The sequence below is a fragment of the Paracidovorax sp. MALMAid1276 genome (assembly GCF_049198005.1).
GTDB lineage: Bacteria > Pseudomonadota > Gammaproteobacteria > Burkholderiales > Burkholderiaceae_C > Acidovorax.
This window is the reverse complement of the sequence record NZ_JBMIRS010000197.1, coordinates 1-19,730: the sequence shown is the minus strand read 5'-3', so window position 1 is coordinate 19,730 and position 19,730 is coordinate 1. Positions and strand designations below refer to the sequence as shown.

General features: G+C 67.1%; 16 protein-coding genes. 15 read left to right on the top strand and 1 reads right to left on the bottom strand.

Annotation, left to right across the window (positions count from 1 at the left end; translation table 11 throughout):
- The first annotated feature begins 54 nt into the window (after positions 1 to 54).
- The 4 genes from ACOQFS_RS14910 to ACOQFS_RS14895 are packed head-to-tail and all read left to right on the top strand — an operon-like array spanning position 55 to position 4,172.
- Positions 55 to 1,206, top strand: a complete 1,152-nt coding sequence (locus ACOQFS_RS14910) for an NAD(P)/FAD-dependent oxidoreductase (protein WP_421563611.1) — start codon at positions 55 to 57, stop codon at positions 1,204 to 1,206.
- A complete protein-coding gene (gene gluQRS / locus ACOQFS_RS14905; RefSeq protein ID WP_421563610.1) occupies positions 1,203 to 2,255 on the top strand; it encodes a tRNA glutamyl-Q(34) synthetase GluQRS in 1,053 nt (350 codons plus the stop codon). The genes ACOQFS_RS14910 and gluQRS overlap by 4 nt, the downstream gene beginning before the upstream one ends.
- A complete protein-coding gene (trmB, locus tag ACOQFS_RS14900) occupies positions 2,252 to 3,016 on the top strand; it encodes a tRNA (guanosine(46)-N7)-methyltransferase TrmB (protein WP_421563609.1) in 765 nt (254 codons plus the stop codon). Before gluQRS ends, trmB begins: the two co-directional genes overlap by 4 nt.
- A gap of 40 nt (positions 3,017 to 3,056) precedes the next feature.
- Entirely contained in the window at positions 3,057 to 4,172 is a 1,116-nt protein-coding gene (locus ACOQFS_RS14895; protein ID WP_421563608.1) for a GGDEF domain-containing protein, read from the top strand.
- Between the two features lie 161 nt (positions 4,173 to 4,333).
- Here the strand turns inward: ACOQFS_RS14895 and alaS are convergent, their stop codons facing one another.
- Positions 4,334 to 7,015: an alanine--tRNA ligase gene (alaS, locus tag ACOQFS_RS14890; protein ID WP_421563607.1), complete on the bottom strand. Its 2,682-nt coding sequence runs from the start codon at positions 7,013 to 7,015 to the stop codon at positions 4,334 to 4,336.
- Between the two features lie 280 nt (positions 7,016 to 7,295).
- Between alaS and ACOQFS_RS14885 the strand changes: the two genes are divergently transcribed.
- The 11 genes from ACOQFS_RS14885 to ACOQFS_RS14835 all read left to right on the top strand — a co-directional run bounded on the left by ACOQFS_RS14885 (position 7,296) and on the right by ACOQFS_RS14835 (position 19,378).
- Complete coding sequence (locus ACOQFS_RS14885; RefSeq protein WP_421563606.1) at positions 7,296 to 8,213, top strand: dihydrodipicolinate synthase family protein; 918 nt, start codon at positions 7,296 to 7,298, stop codon at positions 8,211 to 8,213.
- Positions 8,214 to 8,288: 75 nt separating this feature from the next.
- Positions 8,289 to 9,440: a branched-chain amino acid ABC transporter substrate-binding protein gene (locus ACOQFS_RS14880; protein WP_421563605.1), complete on the top strand. Its 1,152-nt coding sequence runs from the start codon at positions 8,289 to 8,291 to the stop codon at positions 9,438 to 9,440.
- Between the two features lie 34 nt (positions 9,441 to 9,474).
- Positions 9,475 to 10,422, top strand: coding sequence for a 4-hydroxyproline epimerase (locus ACOQFS_RS14875; RefSeq protein WP_421563604.1), 948 nt, complete (start codon positions 9,475 to 9,477; stop codon positions 10,420 to 10,422).
- A 27-nt stretch (positions 10,423 to 10,449) separates the two neighbouring features.
- Positions 10,450 to 11,565 (top strand): NAD(P)/FAD-dependent oxidoreductase, encoded by a 1,116-nt coding sequence (locus tag ACOQFS_RS14870; protein WP_421563603.1) that lies wholly within the window; start codon positions 10,450 to 10,452, stop codon positions 11,563 to 11,565.
- The gene (locus ACOQFS_RS14865; RefSeq protein ID WP_421563602.1) at positions 11,562 to 11,858 is read left to right on the top strand and encodes a 2Fe-2S iron-sulfur cluster-binding protein; all 297 of its coding nucleotides are present in this window, start codon (positions 11,562 to 11,564) and stop codon (positions 11,856 to 11,858) included. The genes ACOQFS_RS14870 and ACOQFS_RS14865 overlap by 4 nt, the downstream gene beginning before the upstream one ends.
- Entirely contained in the window at positions 11,855 to 13,213 is a 1,359-nt protein-coding gene (locus ACOQFS_RS14860; protein WP_421563716.1) for an FAD-dependent oxidoreductase, read from the top strand. Before ACOQFS_RS14865 ends, ACOQFS_RS14860 begins: the two co-directional genes overlap by 4 nt.
- Before the next feature lie 100 nt (positions 13,214 to 13,313).
- Entirely contained in the window at positions 13,314 to 13,943 is a 630-nt protein-coding gene (locus ACOQFS_RS14855) for a TRAP transporter small permease (protein WP_421563601.1), read from the top strand.
- A 177-nt stretch (positions 13,944 to 14,120) separates the two neighbouring features.
- The gene (locus ACOQFS_RS14850) at positions 14,121 to 15,386 is read left to right on the top strand and encodes a TRAP transporter large permease (RefSeq protein WP_421563600.1); all 1,266 of its coding nucleotides are present in this window, start codon (positions 14,121 to 14,123) and stop codon (positions 15,384 to 15,386) included.
- Between the two features lie 60 nt (positions 15,387 to 15,446).
- Positions 15,447 to 16,469: a TRAP transporter substrate-binding protein gene (locus ACOQFS_RS14845; protein WP_421563599.1), complete on the top strand. Its 1,023-nt coding sequence runs from the start codon at positions 15,447 to 15,449 to the stop codon at positions 16,467 to 16,469.
- A gap of 68 nt (positions 16,470 to 16,537) precedes the next feature.
- Positions 16,538 to 17,215, top strand: a complete 678-nt coding sequence (locus ACOQFS_RS14840) for a GntR family transcriptional regulator (RefSeq protein WP_421563598.1) — start codon at positions 16,538 to 16,540, stop codon at positions 17,213 to 17,215.
- A 345-nt stretch (positions 17,216 to 17,560) separates the two neighbouring features.
- Positions 17,561 to 19,378, top strand: a complete 1,818-nt coding sequence (locus ACOQFS_RS14835) for a hypothetical protein (protein ID WP_421563597.1) — start codon at positions 17,561 to 17,563, stop codon at positions 19,376 to 19,378.
- Positions 19,379 to 19,730 lie beyond the last annotated feature (352 nt).

Below are 19,730 nucleotides of genomic sequence, written 5' to 3'. Positions count from 1 at the left end.
CGCTGTTGGTTCTGCATCGCGTTTCCATTGCCTACCGTCACCGAAAGGCCTTCCATGAACACACCCGATCCTCTGCCCGCCAAACGGCTGCGACGCACCAGCGCCCCGCCCTCCTCCCAGGCCTCTTCCGCCACACCCCCTCCTCCCCCCACCACCTTCTCCGGCAAGCCCCAGCGGCATTTCGCCATCATCGGCGCAGGCATGGCTGGCGTGGCCTGCGCGCGCACGCTGGTGCAGGCCGGGCACCGGGTGACGGTGTTCGAGAAATCGGCCCAGGCCGGCGGCCGCACGGCCACCATCGACAGCCCCTTTGGCAGCTTTGACGCGGGCGCGCAGTATTTCACCGTGCGCGACCCGCGTTTTGCGCGCGCCATCGACACCGTGCCCGGCGTGTGCAAGCGCTGGAGCGCCAATTCCGTGCAGGTGCTGGACGCCGCGGGCCGCGTGGCCGCCGTGGGCCTGGCAAACCGCGAAGCCCACTGGGTGGCCAGCCCCGGCATGCAGGCCCTGGTCGCCACCTGGGCCGAGCCCTTGGCGCGCGCAGGCCAGTTGCTCACCAGCACCCGCGTCACACGCATCGAGCCCGACGCCCTCAACGCCCCGGGCTGGCAGCTGCGCACCGAAGGCGCCGACGGCAGCCACCGCGTGCATGCCGGGTTCGATGCGGTGCTGCTGGCCCAGCCCTCGGTGCCCGCGCAGGCGCTGATCTCCCGCTCGGGCCTCAGCACGCCGCTGATCGATGCGCTGTCCACCGTGGCCATCGCCCCGTGCTGGACCCTGATGCTGGCCTACCCCCATGCCGTGCGCCCCGGCCTGACCACGCTGGGCCCGCAGTGGAACGCCGCGCGCAGCACGCACCACCGCATCGCCTGGCTGGCGCGCGAGTCGTCCAAGCCGGGCCGCAATGTGGTGGAGCGCTGGACGGTGCAGGCCAGCCCCGCCTGGTCGGCCGAGCACCTGGAGGACGACGAGGCGCGCGTGCAGGCCAAGCTGATCAAGGCCTTTGCCGAGGTCACCGGCATCCGCGCCGAGCCCTCGCACACCGACACGCGCCGCTGGCGCTATGCCCAGACCACCCACCCGCTGGGCAAGACCCACCTGTGGGACGCCAAGACCGGCCTGGGCGCGTGCGGCGACTGGTGCCTGGGGCACCGGCTGGAGGATGCATTCATCTCGGGCCTGGAGCTGGCGCTGGCCGTGGCATGAACCCGGGGCAGCCGACGGGTGCGCGCAGCCCCGCGCGCTACGTCGGGCAATACATCGGGCGCTTCGCCCCTTCGCCCACCGGCCCGCTGCACGCGGGCTCGCTGGTCGCCGCACTGGCCAGCTGGCTGGACGCGCGGGCGCACGGCGGCCAGTGGCTGGTGCGCATCGAGGATGTGGACACGCCGCGCTGCGTGCCCGGGGCGGACGCGTTCATCCTGCAGCAGCTGGCCACGTGCGGGCTGGTGCCCGACGCGCCGCCGCAGTGGCAATCGGCACGCGCACCCCTGTACCAGCGGGCGCTGGACCGGCTGGTGGCGCAGGGCGACGCTTACCCCTGCGGCTGCTCGCGCAAGGACATCGAGGACGCCCAGGCCGCACTGGGCCACGCCCGTGAACGCCATGCCGCCATGCCCTACCCCGGCACCTGCCGCCACGGGCTGGGCGGCCGGCCGGCACGTTCCTGGCGTTTCAACGCCACAGATTTCAAGCAAAAAGCCCCTTCAACGCTTGATGGACAAGCGCGTGCAGCTATCAATTCAGGAGTTGAAGCTACACCACATATTGCGCCGCATGTTGCACCCCGTGCTGCGGCGCAGGCAGACGCCGTGCATTGGACCGACCGGCGCCTGGGCGCCCAGCACCAGGATGTGGCCCATGCCGTCGGCGACTTTGTGCTGCGCCGCGCGGACGGGCTGTGGGCCTACCAGCTGGCCGTGGTGGTGGACGACGCCGACCAGGGCGTGACCGACGTGGTGCGCGGCGAAGACCTGGCGGACAACACGCCGCGCCAGATCCTGCTGCAGCAGGCCCTGGGCCTGCCCACGCCGCGCTATCTGCACACGCCCCTGGTGTGCGGCGCCAACGGCGAGAAGCTGTCGAAGCAAAACGGCGCCCGGGCGATCGACCTGGCAGAGCCCGTGCAGGCGTTGGCCCAGGCCGCAGCGGCGCTCGGCCTGCCGCCGCTGGCACATCCATACAACATTTGCGTGCCGGATGCGCTGACGCAGTGGGTCGCGGCGTGGCGACGAAACTACAATGCCCCATCGTGACCGAACTGACTCCTGCTCCCGCCCCCCAGAGCGCAGCCACTGCTACGGCTGCAGCCACCCGCACGCCAGGCCAAGCGCCTACCGGCGTGACCCACCCCAAGACCATCAAGAGCTACGTGCGCCGCGCCGGCCGCACCACCACCGGCCAGGCCAAGGCCTTTGAAGAACTCGGCCCCCGCTTCGTCGTGCCCTTTGCCCAGCAGTTACTGGATGCCCCCGCCGTGTTCGGCCGCAACGCACCGCTGGTGCTGGAGATCGGCTTTGGCATGGGCGAGGCCACGGCCCACATCGCGCGCGTGCGCCCTGGCGACAATTTCCTGTGCTGCGAAGTCCACGAACCCGGCGTGGGCGCATTGCTCAAGCGCATCGGCGAGCAGGACCTCACCAACATCCGCATCCTGCAGCACGACGCGGTCGAAGTCATCGACCACATGCTGGCCGAAGGCAGCCTCGATGGCGTGCACATCTTTTTTCCAGACCCCTGGCACAAGACCAAGCACAACAAGCGCCGCCTGGTGCAGCCGCCGCTGGTGGCCAAGCTGGCGGCGAGGCTGAAGCCCGGTGGCTACCTGCACTGCGCCACCGACTGGGAACCCTACGCCGAGCAGATGCTGGAGGTGCTGAGCGCCGAGCCTCTGCTTCAGAACACCGCTTCCGGCTTCGCACCCCAACCCGACTACCGCCCGCTGACCAAATTCGAGAACCGCGGACTGCGGCTCGGGCACGGGGTCTGGGACGTGGTGTTTGTGCGCCGCAACTGACACCCACCTCATGCTCCGACCGGCCCGCCGCGCAACCCCCATGAAGCCCATCCTGCAAAACCTGGTGGAGATGACGGGCCACCGAGATCACCTGCGGCTGGAGGTGTCGGTACTGTCCACGTTGCAAAAGCTCAGCAGCATCCTCGAAGTGCGCGCGCTGGAGCTGTTCACCGACGAAGGCGTGACCTATGTGCGCCCCCGCACCTGGGTGGAAGATGGCCAGCTGGTGTCCACCAGCTCCGAAGCGGCGGCCGACCCGCGGCGCGAAACCCTGGAGCACTACCCCGCCCTGCGTGTGTGCGTGGAAGACCATGGCGACAGCGCACTGGCGTCGCCGCGCAAGGGCCGCTATGTGCTGTGGCTGCCCGTGTGGATGCATGACAAGGTCAGCACCTGCCTGGAGATCACGCAGTCCCGGCCGTTTTCGGCGCACAAGCTCGACGTGCTCAAAGGCATCTTTCTGGTCTACCAGAACTACCAGAGCCTGCTGGACTACAGCGAACGCGACGCACTGACCGGCCTGTTCAATCGCAAGACGTTCGACGAGCAGTTCTCGCGCCACAACCTGTCACCGTTGAATGGCCATAACGGCCATAACGGCCTGAATGGCTTGAGCGGCACGAGCGAAATGAACGGCCGGGGAAGCCACCCCAACGGCGCGGCGGAATCGCCGGGCTCGGGCGATGCCGCGGCGGCACCGCCCGAGCCCGTGCAGCAGTGGCTGGCGGTGGTCGACATCGACCACTTCAAGCAGGTCAACGACCGGTTCGGCCACCTCTATGGCGACGAAGTCCTCATCCTCATCGCCAACATCCTGCGCAGCTCGTTCCGCAGCCACGACCGCATCTTCCGCTTCGGTGGCGAGGAGTTTGTGGTGCTGCTGCGATCCACCACGCTGAGCACGGCGCACAAGGTGTTCAACCGTTTCCGCCAGGCGGTGCAGGAGTACAACTTCCCCCAGGTGGGACGTGTCACGGTGAGCCTGGGTTTCGTGAGCACCGCCCGGGGCTCGCCCGTGGAAATCCTCGGCCAGGCCGACCAGGCGCTTTACTTCGCCAAGGAACATGGCCGCAACCAAGTCTGTTTCTACGACGACCTGGTCACCAGCGGGCATCTGGCGGCCAAGGTGGCGAACGACGACGTCGAGCTGTTCTGACCGCTTGAACGCTGCCGTCTGCAGCAGCGAGGCCACCTCTCAGCAGCGGATGCCCGCCAATGCGCAGGAAAAGTCGCCAGGGGCCGTGAGCCCAGGCCAGCGGCCCCCTCAGCGCATGCCCCGGCACGGCGCACAGCACCGCACCGGGCTTCGCAGAAGGATCAAACCCGCTCGGCCACCCAGCCCTGCACCGACTGCAGGGCGGCGCCCAGCTTGCTCGCGTCGGTGCCGCCGGCCATGGCCATGTCGGGCTTGCCGCCGCCCTTGCCGCCCACCTGCTGGGCCACAAAGTTGACCAGCTCGCCCGCCTTGACTTTGCCCACGCTGTCGGCCGTCACACCCGCAGCCAGCTGCACCTTGTCGCCGTCCACGGCGGCCAACACGATGGCGGCGGTCTTGAGCTTGTCCTTGAGCTTGTCCATGGTGTCGCGCAGGGTCTTGGCGTCGGCGCCGGGCAGTGCAGCAGCCAGCACCTTCAGTCCCTTGATGTCCACGGCCTGGTTCACCAGTTCATCGCCCTGGCTGGAAGCCAGCTTGCCCTTCAGAGCCGCCACTTCCTTCTCCAGCGCGCGGGCGTTGTCGAGCGCCTGGGCTATGCGGGCGTTCAGCTCCGACGCCGAGGTCTTGAGCGTGCCGGCCGCCTGGTTGACGGTGCCTTCGAGCTGCTGCAGGTAGGCCAGCGCGTTGATGCCCGTCACGGCCTCGATGCGGCGCACGCCCGCGGCCACGCCGCCTTCGGCCACCACCTTGAACAGGCCGATGTCGCCCGTGCGCTGCACATGGGTGCCGCCGCACAGTTCGCGGCTGGTGCCGATGTCGAGCACGCGCACGGTCTCGCCGTACTTTTCGCCAAACAGCATCATCGCGCCGGTCTTCTGGGCCGACTCGATGTCCATCAGGCGGGCCTGCGTGGGATGGTTGGCCAGCACCTCCTCGTTCACCAAGCGCTCAATCTCGCGGATTTGCGCGTCCGTGACCGGGGCGTTGTGCGCAAAGTCAAAACGCGTGCGCTCGGCGTTCACCAAGCTGCCCTTTTGCTGCACGTGGCTGCCCAGCACTTCGCGCAGGGCCTTGTGCAGCAGGTGGGTGGCCGAGTGGTTGCGCACCGTGGCGGCGCGCACCGCCGTGTTGACCAGCGCCTGCACGGTGTCGCCCACGTTCAAGGTGCCGGCCTCCAGCGTGCCGTGGTGGCCGTACACGTCGGCCTTGATCTTGAGCGTGTCGCCCACCGCAAAGCGGGCCGAACCGCTGGTGATGACGCCTTCGTCGCCCACCTGGCCGCCGCTTTCGGCGTAGAAGGGGGTGGTGTCGAGCACCACCACGCCGTTTTGACCCTCTTTCAGGGCCGCAGCGCTGGTCCCATCGACATAGATTGCTACGATTTTTGCAGTCTCTGCCAGGCTGTCATAGCCGGTGAACTGGTTGACCGCGCCGGTGTACTCCAGCGCCTTGTCCATCTTGAACTTGCCGGCGGCGCGACCTGCAGCCTTCTGCTTGTCCATAGATTGGCGGAAACCTTCTTCATCAACAGACAAACCGGCTTCGCGCAAGATGTCCTGTGTCAAGTCCAGCGGGAAACCATAGGTGTCGTGCAGTTTGAAGGCAACCTCACCTGACAGCTTCCAGCCCGCACCCGCAGGCACATCGCCCATCGGATCAGACCGGCTTCCAGACGACTCATTGATGCGGGCAATCTCTCCGTCCAAGATGTTCATGCCGTTGGCCAGCGTCTCAAAGAAGCGCTCCTCCTCGGCCTTGAGCACCTCGGTGATGCGCTGCTCCTGCTCGCGCAGCTTGGGGTAGGCGTCGCCCATCTGGCGCACCAGTTCGGCCACCAGCTTGTGGAAGAACGGGGTCTTCTTGCCCAGCTTGTAGCCGTGGCGAATGGCGCGGCGCACGATGCGGCGCTGCACGTAGCCGCGGCCTTCGTTGCTGGGGATCACGCCGTCGCTCACCAAAAATGCCGTGGCGCGGATGTGATCGGCGATCACGCGCAGGCTCTTGTTGTTCAGGTCGGTCACGCCGGTTTCGCGGCCGGCGGCCTGGATGAGCGCGTCGAACAGGTCGATCTCGTAGTTGCTGTGCACATGCTGCAGGATGGCGGCCAGGCGCTCCAGGCCCATACCCGTGTCCACGCAGGGCGCGGGCAGCGGCGTGACCGAGCCGTCTTCCTTCATGTCGAACTGCATGAACACGTTGTTCCAGATCTCGATGAAGCGGTCGCCGTCTTCCTCGGGGCTGCCCGGAGGGCCGCCGGGGATGTGCGGGCCATGGTCGTAGAAGATTTCGGAGCACGGGCCGCAGGGGCCGGTGTCGGCCATCATCCAGAAGTTGTCGCTCTTGTAGCGGCCGCCCTTGTTGTCGCCGATGCGGATCACGCGCTCGGGCGGCAGGCCGATTTCCTTGGTCCAGATGTCGTAGGCCTCGTCGTCTTCCTGGTACACGGTGGCCAGCAGGCGCTCGGGCGGCAGCTTGTAGACGGTGGTGAGCAACTCCCACGCCCACTTGAGCGACTCGCGCTTGAAGTAGTCGCCAAACGACCAGTTGCCCAGCATCTCGAAGAAGGTGTGGTGGCGCGCGGTGTAGCCCACGTTCTCCAGGTCGTTGTGCTTGCCACCGGCCCGCAGGCAGGCCTGTACGGACACGGCCCGGTTGTAGGGGCGCTTGTCGGTGCCCAGGAACACGTCCTTGAACTGCACCATGCCCGAGTTGGTGAACATCAGCGTGGGGTCGTTGCCCGGCACCAGGGGGCTGGACGCCACGACGGTGTGGCCCTTGGAGACGAAGAAGTCGAGGAAGGACTTGCGGATGTCTGCGACGGAAAAAGTGGGTGTGCTGCTCATGGTGTGGTGGGGTGGTTTCACACGGTGGCCCGCCGTGCAGGCCAATGCCTGCGGGCGGCCCAGCGGGACCAACCTTTCATTATAGGTTTGGCACTGCGCAGGGCCGAAAGGCCGGGCTGCCCTTGCCGCCGCACCGCCGCGCAACCGTTTGCAGGCGCGCGCAGCCATCGCCGCATCATGAAAAACCGGCGGAACACAAAATTTTCTCTTTGCGATCTTCAAATATCTCGTTAATATATTTAAAACATACCAATTCACCACCCCTCAGGAGTCCTTTCGCATGAACCCCCAACCCCGCTGGCAAGGCATCTTCCCCGCCATCACCACCAAGTTCCACGCCGACGAGTCCATCGACGCCGAAGGCACGGCCCGCCACATCGACTTCCAGATCCGCAATGGCATCCACGGCCTGGTCACCTGCGGATCGCTGGGCGAAGCCAGCACACTGAGCCTGGAAGAAAAGCTCCAGGTCGCCAAGATTGCCCTGGAAGCCGCCGACGGCCGCGTGCCCGTGCTGGCCAATGTGTCCGAAACCAGCACCCGCGAGGCCCTGCGCTACATCGACGGCGCCAACCAGCTCGGCGTGGCGGGCTACATGGTCATGCCCTCGGTGATTTACGTGGCCGATGCGCGCGAAGCCATGGCCAATGTGCGCGCCATGGCCGCAGCCGCCCAGCGCCCGCTGATGGTCTACAACAACCCGGTGGCCTACCGCGTGGACCTGAAGCCCGAGCACATGCTGGAGCTGGCCGACTGCGAATGGATCGCTGCCATCAAGGAAAGCACGGGCGACATCCGCCGCATCACCGACCTGCGCAACACCGTGGGCGACCGTTACCAGCTCTTCCTGGGCGTGGACGATCTGGCCTATGAAGGCTTGGCGCTGGGCTGCGACGGTCTGCTGGCGGGCGTGGGATGCGCCTTCCCGCGCGAAACGGTGGCGTTGTATGACCTGATGAAGGCGGGTCAATTTGCCGAGGCCCTGCCGCTGTACCAGTGGATGACGCCCATGCTGCACCTGGATGTATCGAACAAGCTGGTGCAGAACCTCAAGCTCATCGACGTACTGGTGGGCGTGGGCACCGAGCACATGCGCCGCCCCCGCCTGCCGCTGGTGGGCGAAGAGCGCGCATTTGTCGAGCGCGTGGTCAAGAAGGCGCTCGACACTCGCCCGACCCAGTACCAGTCTGTGGCCTGACAAGCCACGCCCTTTCCGTCACCGGGCCGGACGAGACACCGGCCTTTTCCAACCCGCACACACAAGAGGTTTTCCATGACACGTGCATCTTTCGGAATTCGGACGCTCACGCCCGCTGCCATTGCGGCCCTGCTGCTGGCAGGCCCCGCCCACCACGCCAGCGCGCAGGAGCAGGTCGTCAAGATCGGCCACAGCGGGCCGCTCTCGGGCCCCAATGCCTTTGCAGGCAAGGACAACGAGAACGGCGTGCGCCTGGCCGTCGAGGAACTCAACGCGAAAAAGATCGTGGTCGAGGGCAAGACGCTGAAATTCGAACTCGTGTCGGAAGACGACCAGTGCGATGCGCGCACCGGCGTGAGCGTGGCCCAGAAGCTCGTGGACAGTGGCGTGAAGTTCGTCATGGGTCCGTACTGCTCGGGCGTGGCCATCCCCGCGTCGCGGGTCTACAACGACGGCGGCGCCATGGTGTCCACCGTGGGCACCAACCCCAAGGTAACGGAAGGCGGCTTCAAGAACCTGTTCCGCATCATCGCCAGCGACACGCAGATTGGCTCCAACATGGCCGTGTATGCCGCCCAGGTGCTCAAGGTCAAACAGGTGGCCGTGATCGACGACCGCACCGCCTTCGGCCAGGGCGTGGCCGACCAGTTCACCAAAGAGGCCAAGAAACAAGGCCTCACGGTGGTGGGCCAGGAGTTCACCACCGACAAAGCCACCGATTTCCTGTCCATCCTCACCAGCCTCAAGGCCAAGCAACCACAGGCCATCTTCTTTGGCGGCTACGCGCCCCAGGCCGCGCCCATGGCACGGCAGATGAAGCAACTGGGCCTCACGGCCAAGCTGCTGGGCGGTGACACCCTGTGCAGCCCCGAGGTGGGCAAACTGGGCGGCGACGCCGTGAACGACACCGTGTTCTGCGCCCAGGGCGGCACCATGCTCGACAAGGTGGCCAACGGCCCGGCCTTCAAGGCCAAGTACAAGGCGCGGTTCCAGCGCGATGCCGATGCCTATGCCGCCTCCTACTACGATCAGGTGATGTTCATGGCCGATGCCATGCAAAAGGCCAACTCCACCCTGCCCGCCAAGGTGGGCGCGCAGATGGTTCAATCCAACCACCAGGGCGTGGCGGGCAGCTACGCCTACGATGACAGGGGCAACCTCAAGCAGGCGCCCATCACGGTGCTGACCTTCCGCAATGCGGCCCCTGTGCCTTTGGCCAGTTACTGACCTCGTTCTCAGCCCTCACCCCTGAAGCAACTCCATGAAACGCATCCAGATCCTTGATTCCCACACCGGTGGCGAGCCCACCCGGCTTGTCGTCGGCGGCTTCCCTGACCTGGGTGCGGGCAGCATGGCCGAGCGGCGCGAGCGGCTGGCGCGTGAACACGATGCCTGGCGTGCCGCCACCGTGCTGGAGCCACGCGGCAGCGACGTGGTGGTGGGCGCCCTGCTCTGCACACCACAAGACCCGGCCAACGCAGCGGGCGTGATCTTCTTCAACAACAGCGGCTACCTGGGCATGTGCGGCCACGGCACGATTGGTCTGGTCGCATCGCTGGCCCACATGGGCCGTATCCAGCCCGGCGAGCACCGCATCGAAACCCCGGTGGGCACGGTCACGACCACCTTGCACACCGATGGCTCGGTGAGCGTGCGCAACGTGCCCGCCTACCGCCTGCACCACCAACTGGCGGTGGACGTGCCGGGCTATGGCCGCGTGGTGGGCGATGTGGCCTGGGGTGGCAACTGGTTCTTTTTGATCTCCGATCACGGCCAGCGTGTGGCCAGCGACAACCTGGAGACGCTGATGCACTACAGCTGCGCCGTACAGCAGGCCCTGAAGGACCAGGGCGTTCGTGGCGACAACGGCGGCGAGATCGACCATATCGAGCTGTTTGCAGACGATGACCAAGCCGATGACCCCGCCGATAGCCGCAACTACGTGCTGTGCCCCGGCAAAGCCTATGACCGCTCGCCCTGCGGCACCGGCACCAGCGCCAAGATTGCCTGCCTGGCCGCCGATGGCAAGCTGGCACCGGGCCAGGTCTGGCGCCAGGCCAGCATCATCGGCAGCCAATTCGAGGCCAGCTACACGCTGCAGGACGATGGCAAGCTCATCCCCACCTTGCGTGGCCGCGCCTACATGAGTGCGGAAGCGACCCTGCTGATCGACGACGCAGACCCGTTCGGCTGGGGCATCCGGCTGTAAAGCAACTTTTCCCACTGCACAGGCCCCATGCACACCACCGACGTCCTTGTGATTGGCGCTGGCATCGTCGGCGCGGCCTGTGCCCACACGCTCGCGCAGGCCGGGCTGTCCGTGCGAGTCATCGACGCGCGGCTGGGCGGTGCCACGGCGGCGGGCATGGGGCATCTGGTGGTGATGGATGACAACCCGGCTGAGCTGGCGCTGAGCCAGTCGTCGCTCGACCTTTGGCACGCCTGGGCACCGCAGATGGATGCAGGCTGCGCCTTCACCGCCTGCGGCACGCTCTGGCTGGCCGCCAATGAGGAAGAGATGCAGGCTGCGCATGCCAAGCGGGCCACCTTGCAAGCGCAAGGCGTGGCCTGCGAGATGCTGGATGCTGCGGCCCTCGCCCGCGCCGAGCCCGCGCTGCGCCCCGGTCTGGCGGGCGCGCTGAAGGTGCAGGGCGACAGCGTGGTCTACGCCCCGCGCGCCGCGCAATGGCTGCTGGACCAGGCCGCAGCGCATGGGAAAATTGTTCTTGAACAGGCCGAAGCCACCCACATCAACGGCCACGCCATCACCCTGCGCGATGGCAGCCAGCGCAGCGCGGGCGCCATCGTACTGGCCAGCGGCATCCAGGCCCCGCAACTGTGCCCGGGCCTGCCGCTGCGCCCCAAAAAGGGCCACCTTGTCATCACCGACCGTTACCCGGGCACCGTGCACCACCAACTGGTGGAGCTGGGCTACATCACCAGCGCCCACCACAGCGATGGCACCTCGGTGGCCTTCAACGTGCAGCCCCGGCCCACCGGACAGTTGCTGATCGGCTCATCGCGCGAGTTCGACACCACTGACCCAGCCATCCACCACGCCGTGCTGGCGCGCATGCTGCAGCGGGCGCTCGGCTACCTGCCGGGGCTGGCGGACTTGAACGCGATCCGCACCTGGACGGGGTTTCGCGCCGCCACGCCCGACAGCCTGCCCATCATCGGCCCCCACCCCACGCACCCCCACTTGTGGCTGGCCGTGGGCCACGAGGGCCTGGGCGTGACCACCGCGCCTGCCACGGCGCAATTGCTGGCAGCACAGATCGCCGGCAGCACACCGCCCATCGATCCAAGACCCTACGCGGCGCAGCGTTTTGATTGGCAGGTCGCGGCATGACATCGACATCCAAGACCCCACGCACTGTGCAGATCGCCGTCAACGGCGTTCCCCGACAAGTGCCAGCGGGTACCAGCGTGGCCGCCGCGCTGGCGCAACAACCGCCAGGCATCACACGCACCTCCATCACCGGCGAGCTGCGCGCGCCACTGTGTGGCATGGGCGTGTGCCACGAATGCCGCGTGCGCATCCAGGGCCGCATTCGCCTGGCCTGCCAGACGGTGTGCGCCGAAGGCATGGCCATCGACACCGATGCAGGCACCGCCCCCGGGAGCGCCATGCCATGCCCATGAACCCACCCACCCCCATGCACGAACGCTGCGACATCCTCATCATCGGCGCAGGCCCGGCGGGCATGGCCGCAGCCCTGGCCGCTGCACCCAGCGGTGCAGCCATCACGGTGGTGGACGACAACCCCCAACCCGGCGGCCAGATCTGGCGTGATGGCCCGCAGGTGGCCTTGCCGCCGCTGGCACAGCAGCACCGCACGGCCCTCGCCCAGCACACCAACATCCGCGTGCTGACCGGCACCCGGGTGGTGGGCCTGGGTACCAGCCAGCCCACCGACAAGGCCCCCGCCCTGCTGCTGGAAGACGCCGACCGGGGCTGGACCCAGCACAGCCACCGCATCGTGCTGTGCACCGGTGCGCGCGAGCTTCTGTTGCCCTTCCCCGGCTGGACATTGCCCGGCGTGACGGGTGCAGGTGCGCTGCAGGCGCTCATCAAGGCCGGGCTGGACGTGCGTGGCCAGCGCATCGTGATTGCTGGCACCGGCCCGCTGCTGCTGGCGGCGGCCGCCACCGCCACGCAGGCCGGCGCCACCGTGGTGCGCATTGCCGAGCAGGCCTCCTGGGCAGCACTGGCGGGCTTTGCGGCGCAACTGCCGCGCTGGCCTGCCAAGGCGCTGCAGGCCCTCACGCTGCTGAATACCGGTTTGCGTGCGGGCACCCATGTGCTGGAGGCACAAGGCACCCCCCAGGTGCAGTCCGTGCGACTGCGCAAGGGGGCGCACGCAGAAGAATCCATCGCGTGCGACCGCGTGGCCTGCGGCTTTGGGCTGGTGCCCAACACCCAACTGGGCCAGTTGCTGGGCTGCGCGCTGGGCGGACCACTCAGCGGCGGTCAGGCACTCGCAGTGGACTCACACATGCGCACCAGTGTGGACGGCGTATTTGCCGCCGGTGAAGCCACGGGCTTTGGCGGCAGCGAGCGTGCCCTGGTGCAAGGCGCGATCGCGGGCCATGCAGCAGCAGGCCATGTGCAGCAGGCCCAGGCGCTGCGCGCACAACTGGTGCGCTGGGAAGGTTTTGCCCACGCGCTGCAGGCGTCGTTTGTGCTGAACGAACAGCTCAAGGCCCTGCCCCGCCCCGACACCCTGGTGTGCCGCTGCGAGGACGTGGCCTATGCCGACCTGGCTCCGCGCCAGGGCTGGATCGACGCCAAGTTGCACACCCGCTGCGGCATGGGCGCCTGCCAGGGCCGCATTTGCGGCGCGGCCACGCAGCACCTGTTTGGCTGGACGCCCGCACCGCCCCGGCATCTGCTGGCACCTGCGCGCATCGCCACGCTGGCCGTCAGCGGTGAGCCCACGCAAGGCGCCACGCAGACGCCATCTGTCCGGCCGGCGACCCAGGCCGCCACCGTGTGACTCGCACTGCTTCGACCCACAACGCAGGCACTCATCTTGCTTATAAATATATCAATCAGATATTAAAAGCGCACCGCCCTGTACTGCCGCCCGAGCCGCCATGCCTGAAAACCGATCAATTCCCCCCGCCATCCCGCCCCGTGCTCCCGTGCGCTGGGTGCTGGCGCTGTCCTCACACATCCTGCGCGTCGAGCGACATGCGCTCACCGGCCTCATGACGCTGCTGGTGCTGCTCATCCTGTTCAACGTGGCAACCCGCTACTCCGGCATGCCCATCTACTGGGTGGACGAAGCGGCGGTCTACACCGTGGTATGGCTGACCTTTGTGGGGGCATCGGTGATGACACGGCTGCGCATGGACTTTGCCGTGGGCCTGCTGACCGACCACCTGGGCGCGCGTGGCACCAAGGCCGCCAAGGTGGTGGCCACATCGGGCGTGCTGGTGTTTGGCGTGGCGATGCTGGTGATGTGCTGGGTGTGGATGGACCCGGTGGGCATTGCGCGCAACTGCTTTGACGCCAAGGAGTTCGCGGCCGAGAGCTTCAACTTTCTCTACACCGAGCGCACGCAGACGCTGAACTGGCCGACCTGGGTGCTGCAGCTGATCCTGCCGCTGTTTTCGGCCACCTTCACCGTGCACGCGCTGGCCAATCTGCTCGAAGACCTGGGCGCCGCAGAACGTGTGCAGCACGCCGGCTTTGACGTGGCCAACGCCGACGCCGTGAACTAAGAAGGTGTGAACGAACCCGCCATGCCCGCTCATACCACCAAAACACACCCGCTCGTCGTTGCAAATGCTCGCCATAGCCCGCGCTATGGCTGTGCTTTGCGCCTAGACCGGCCGCATTTTGGCGGCCTGCTCGGGCTCGCCGGATTCATTCACACCTTCTGACCCGGAGGCATTCCCATGCTCACCACCCTCTTCTTCCTCGCGGCCCTGATGGTGGGCGTGCCCATCGGCGTGTGCCTGTGCCTGTCGGGCGCCGTCTACATCCTCAGCATCAACAGCCCGGTGCTGTTCCAGTCCTTTCCCATGCAGATGTTCGGCGGGGTGGACAGCTATGGCCTCATCGCCATTCCGCTGTTCATCCTGATCGGCGAGATCATGAACAGCGGCGGCATCACGCGCCGCCTGGTGGACCTGGCCATGGCCTTCATCGGCTCGGTCAAGGGCGGGCTCGCCTACGTCAACATCCTGGCCAACATGCTGGTGTCGTCCATCATCGGCTCGGCCACCGCGCAGGTGGCCATCATGTCGCAGGTCATGGTGCCCGAGATGGAGAAGCAGGGCTATGACAAGACCTTTGCCGCGGGCCTCACGGTGTACGGCGGCATGCTCGGGCCCATCATTCCGCCATCCGTCATGTTCGTGGTGTACAGCGTGCTGGCGCAAGTCGCGGTGGGCGACATGCTGGTGGCGGGAATCATCCCGGGCATTCTGCTCACGGTGCTGTTCTTCGTCGTCATTGCGCTGATGGGTTTTGTCTACCACTACCCCCGCAGCGAGAAGCGCACCCTGGCCCAGCGCGCGCGCACCGCCGCCCAGGCCAGCCCCACGCTGCTGATTCCCATCGTCATCGTGGGCTCCATCCTGGGCGGCCTGGCCAACCCGACCGAATCAGCCGCCGTGGGCGCCGTGGCGTCGGTGCTGGTGGGGCGCTATGTCACGCGCGAATTCCAGTTCAGCGCCCTGCCGCGCATCCTGCTGCGCTCGGCCATCTACTCAGCCGTGGTGCTGTTTCTGGTGGCGGCGGCCGCCGTGTTCTCGTGGCTGCTGATCTACGGCAAGGTGCCCCAGATGGTGGCCGCGTGGGTGCAGACCGTGGCGCACGACCCGGTCACCTTTTTGCTGCTGGCCAACGTGATCCTGCTGGTGATCGGCACCGTCATCGACGGCATTCCCGGGCTCATCATGACCGTGCCCATCCTGCTGCCCATTGCCACCGAGGTCTACCACATCGACCCGCGCCACTTCGGCGTGGTGGTGGTCATCAACCTGGTGCTGGGCCTGATGTCGCCGCCCGTGGGCCTGAGCTTCTTTGTGGCCTCGGCCGTCACCGGTGCCAGGCCCGGAAAGATGTTCATCGTCACCCTGCCGTTTTTCATCATCAGCTGCGTGGCGCTGGTGATGTTGTCGCTGTTCCCCAGCCTGTCGCTCGGCCTGCTCAAGTAGTAGCCCGTCGCCAGGCAGCCCCCCGCCCTGTCCCCACGTTCTTTCATCACGGAGTTCACCATGACGCACCAAACCGCTCGCACCGTCACCCGCCGCCACTTCATCCAGCGCCACGCCGTGGCCGCAGCCGCCGTCACGGGGCTGGGCTTTCCGGCCCTGGTGCGCGCGGCCGATGCCAAGGAGTTCCGCCTGGGCCTGATCACACCCGCAGGCCATTCGTGGAACCGCGCCGCGCTGCAGTTTGGCGAGGCGCTGAAAAAGGAAACCGATGGCCGCCTGAGCGTCACCGTGTTCCACTCGGGCCAGTTGGGCAACGAGGCGGCCATGATGCAGCAGCTGCAGTCCGGCGCGCTCGACATGGGCTGGATCCAGGCCGCCGAGCTGGGCTCGCGCGTGTCCAGCATCGCGGCCATCAACGCGCCCTACCTCGTGCGCTCCACGCCCGCCGTGGCCAAGCTGGTCAAGCACCCTGCGGCCACCAAGCTGCTGGAGGTGCTGCCGCGCGAGACCGGCACCATTGGCCTGGGCTGGGGCATCACCGGCATGCGCGCCGTGTTCTCCACCAAGGACATCAACGTGCCCACCGACATCAAGGGCATGAAGCTGCGCATCAACCCCACGCCCGTGTACCGCGACTTCTATCAAATGCTGGGCGCCGCGCCCACACCCATCCCCACGCCGCAGGTGTTCGACGCCATGAGCAACGGCCAGGTGGACGGGCTGGAGGCCGACATCGAGTTCTCGTGGAACCAGCGCTTCGACAAGGTGGCCAAGACGCTGCTGCAGATGAATGCGTTGTTCATGCCCTTCGCCCCCCTGGTCTCCGGCCGCATCTGGCAGGGGCTGGACGCCAAGGACAAGGACCTCATCCGCAAGCTGGTGGCGCAGTCGCTGGATGCGCAGATCAACGACATCGTGACCACCGAGGCCGGGCTGATCGAGAAATTCAAGGGCACCTCCATCGCGTTCAAGACGGCATCGGCCTTCAACCCCGACAGCACCATCCAGGAGTTCGACAAGCTGTGGCTGCCCAAGGCGCCGCAGATTGCCGAGCTGCGCAAGGCGGGCGCGAGCCTGGCCTGACAGCCTTGGGGCGCGCAGCGCCAGCCACTAAGATGCGACCCGCAGCCCGCTCCACCTGACCACCGCCCATGACCACCCGCAGCGTCTCATCCCCCTCACGCGACCCCGCCGCCAAGCGGCGCGCGGCCGACGTCGCCTATGACGCCATCGAGGCCATGATCTCCACACTGCAGCTGCAGCCCGGATCGCCCGTGGTGGAGGGCGAGATCGTGGAGCGCACCGGCCTGGGCCGCACACCGGTGCGCGAGGCGCTGCTGCGCATGGTGTCCATCGGGCTGATCGCGCAGCAGCCCCGGCGCGGGCTGCTGGTGTCGCACATCGACCTGGCCGACCACCTGGACGTGATCGAGACCCGGCGTGTGCTGGAGCGCCTGATCGCCTCGTGCGCCGCGCGCCGCGCCACAGGGCCGCAGCGCCAGGCCATCGTGCGCTGCGCCGAGCAAATGGTGGAAGCCGCCGCGCGCGGCCACCTGGACGACTACATGCAGGCCGACCACGCCCTGGACGTGGTGGTGCACCAGGCCAGCCAGAACCACTCGGCCGTCAAGTGCGTGCAGCCGCTCATCGTGCAGTGCCGGCGCTTTTGGTATGCCTACCAGCATGAAGGCGAGGTGTCCGAAGGCGCGCGCGCCCACATGCACCTGGCCCAGGGCATTGCCAGCGGCGACGAGGCCCAGGCCATGGCCGGCGCCGGACAACTGATGGACTACCTGGAGCGGTTCGCGCGGCGCATCATCGACCAGTAAACCACCAGGGCCGCCAAGGCATGGACGGCACAGCGTGCGGCCGTTCACCGCCACTCAACGCCTCAACGCCCTCAAGCCACACGGATCGAGGCTGCAGGCAAGCACCCCGCGCACTCCCCTTTTTTTGCCCCAACGAACCAGCGGTAGCGCTGGGCCGACGGGCGGTTTGAAACGTTTTGCGACAGGTCGCGACCGTCGGTCGGCACCTGCCGTCTGTCGCTTTTGCAGCGTGTGGATCGCTGTGTTTTCGCGGGCCCGGCGATAGGCTCGCGCCGACCCGCTCGACTGCGTTGCGTTGAGCGGGTTCCAGACAGACCAACACGCAACACACCGGGAGATTTTTCCATGCGTCCACAATTTCTTTCGCACCATTCACCCCGCGCCGCACGGGCCACGCGGATCGCTCTGGCGCTTGCCGCATGCTTCGGCACCGCCTCGCTGCACGCCGCCACCGCAACCCCTGGCGGCGCGCCCGCCGGGTTCCAGCGCTGCGCCGCAGAGGGCGAGCGCTGCAGCTTCGCGGGCACCGCCAAGGTGGTCTACGGCAGCGGCACCACCTGGACCGCCCCACGCGCTTTTTCGTTCGGCGTGAAGTGCCACAACGCGGTGTTTGGCGACCCCCTTCCGGGCACGGTCAAGGCCTGCCATGTCAGCGCACCCACGCCCGCACCGGCACCCGCTCCAGCGCCCCCAGCCAAAGCCCCCTCGGCGCCGGTGCTCAACGCTCCGCCGCCCGGGTACACGCTGTGCGCCGTCGAAGGACAGACCTGCAAGTTCACCGGTACGGCCAGCGTGGTCTACGGGGCCGGCAGCACCTGGACCGCGCCCCGCAGTTTCAACCAGCAGGCGGCCTGCAACAACGCCACTTTCGGTGACCCGCTGCCCGGCGTGGCCAAAGCCTGCTATGCCGGCAGTCCCACACCTCCACCCCCCGCACCTGCACCTGCACCTGCACCTGCGCCTGCGCCTGCGCCCGCGCCCGCGCCCAGCACCAGCTTCCACTTTTCAGACTGCCAGCCGGGCGCGGCACCCGGCTGCGTTCCTGGCAGCAATGCCAACCCCGGCACGCGCGATGCGCCGAAGCAGAACCTGGCCGGCATATCGCTGAACGCCCTGCCCGCAGGCACCTCGCTGCTGTTCGCTCGCGGCGGCGCTTGGTCAGTGGGAACGATGACCTTCGAGAACATGAATGCGCGCGCCAGCGCGCCCATCACGCTGGAGGCCTATGGCAGCGGGCCAGCACCGCTGCTGGCCACCAGCAACAACACTGTCGCGATCTTCGAGCTCGGGGGAAGGTACTTCAACACCTCAGACGACGGCGGCTACGTTTTCCGCAATCTGCGCCTTCACGGTTCGAACAACTCGGCCTGGGGTTTCTGGCTGAGTGGCAACGTGCGCGATGTGATCATCGACAACGTGGAGATCACCGGCTTCGAGATCGCCATCCACTCGCAGGCCCGTGCACCGCATGGCGTGCGCAATGTGCAGATCCTCAACAGCCATTTGCACCACAACGCCAGCATGGGCATCCTCGGCCAGTTCCGCGACAGCGTGATCGAGGGCAACCGCTTCGAGGCCAACAACTTCAGCGGCAGCGGCTTCAACCATGGCACCTACCTCTCGGGAAGCGACGGTCTCAGCGGCTCCAACATCGTCCTGCGCAACAACCGCTACGTGCGCAACTCGGTCGTGAACGGCGTGTGCCATGGGGGCAACATGACGTTTCATGGCCAGATGGACGGCGTGCTGATCGAGGACAACCGCATCGAGCAGGACGCGGCATCGGAAGGCTGCTGGCTGATGTCGATCACCCAGGGGTATGACACGGCCGAGTGGTTTCGCAACTTCACGGTGCAGAACAACACGCTGATCAATGGAGGCAACACCGGCATTGCCGTGCAGTCGGCGCCGGGCATCGTGCTGCAGGGCAACGTCATCATCAACACCCAGCCCACGTACCAGGTCGGCATCCATGTCGGGAGCACCGAATACCGCAATGGCGACGTGCCCGACAGCAGCGCCGTAGTGCGCAACAACACGGCCTGCTACCCCAGCCCGCGCGCGGGCAGCACCGTGGTGCAGGTGAATGCGCCGCTCAGCGTGGTCACGCAGAACACCACCGTGACCGGCTCCGCCGCCTGGGCCGGCGTCTGCGCGCGATAGGCCTGCAGCCCTTGGCACGGCCGGGATGACCCTGATGGGCGTGCCACCTTGGCGACGCAGTCGGCGCCCGGCTCCGTGCTAGTGTCGTGGGCTGGAGATTTGTCGGACAAGCCGGTCTGCCAAGACCGTCGCCAGGCAAGGCGCAAACCGCAGCGATGGCCGCAGCTGTCGCGAAGGTTTGCAACACGGCATGGCGAAGGGCCTCGGTGTGTTGGCGACATGACTCTCCAGCCCCATCATCCGTGCTGCCTATTGGGAGTCTGCGCGGCAGAAGGAGCATCGGCAGCACCACGCGATCCTCGGTTTTCGCGCGTTTCGCTTCGATGCCTTCTACCGCGCCGACGCCCAGGCC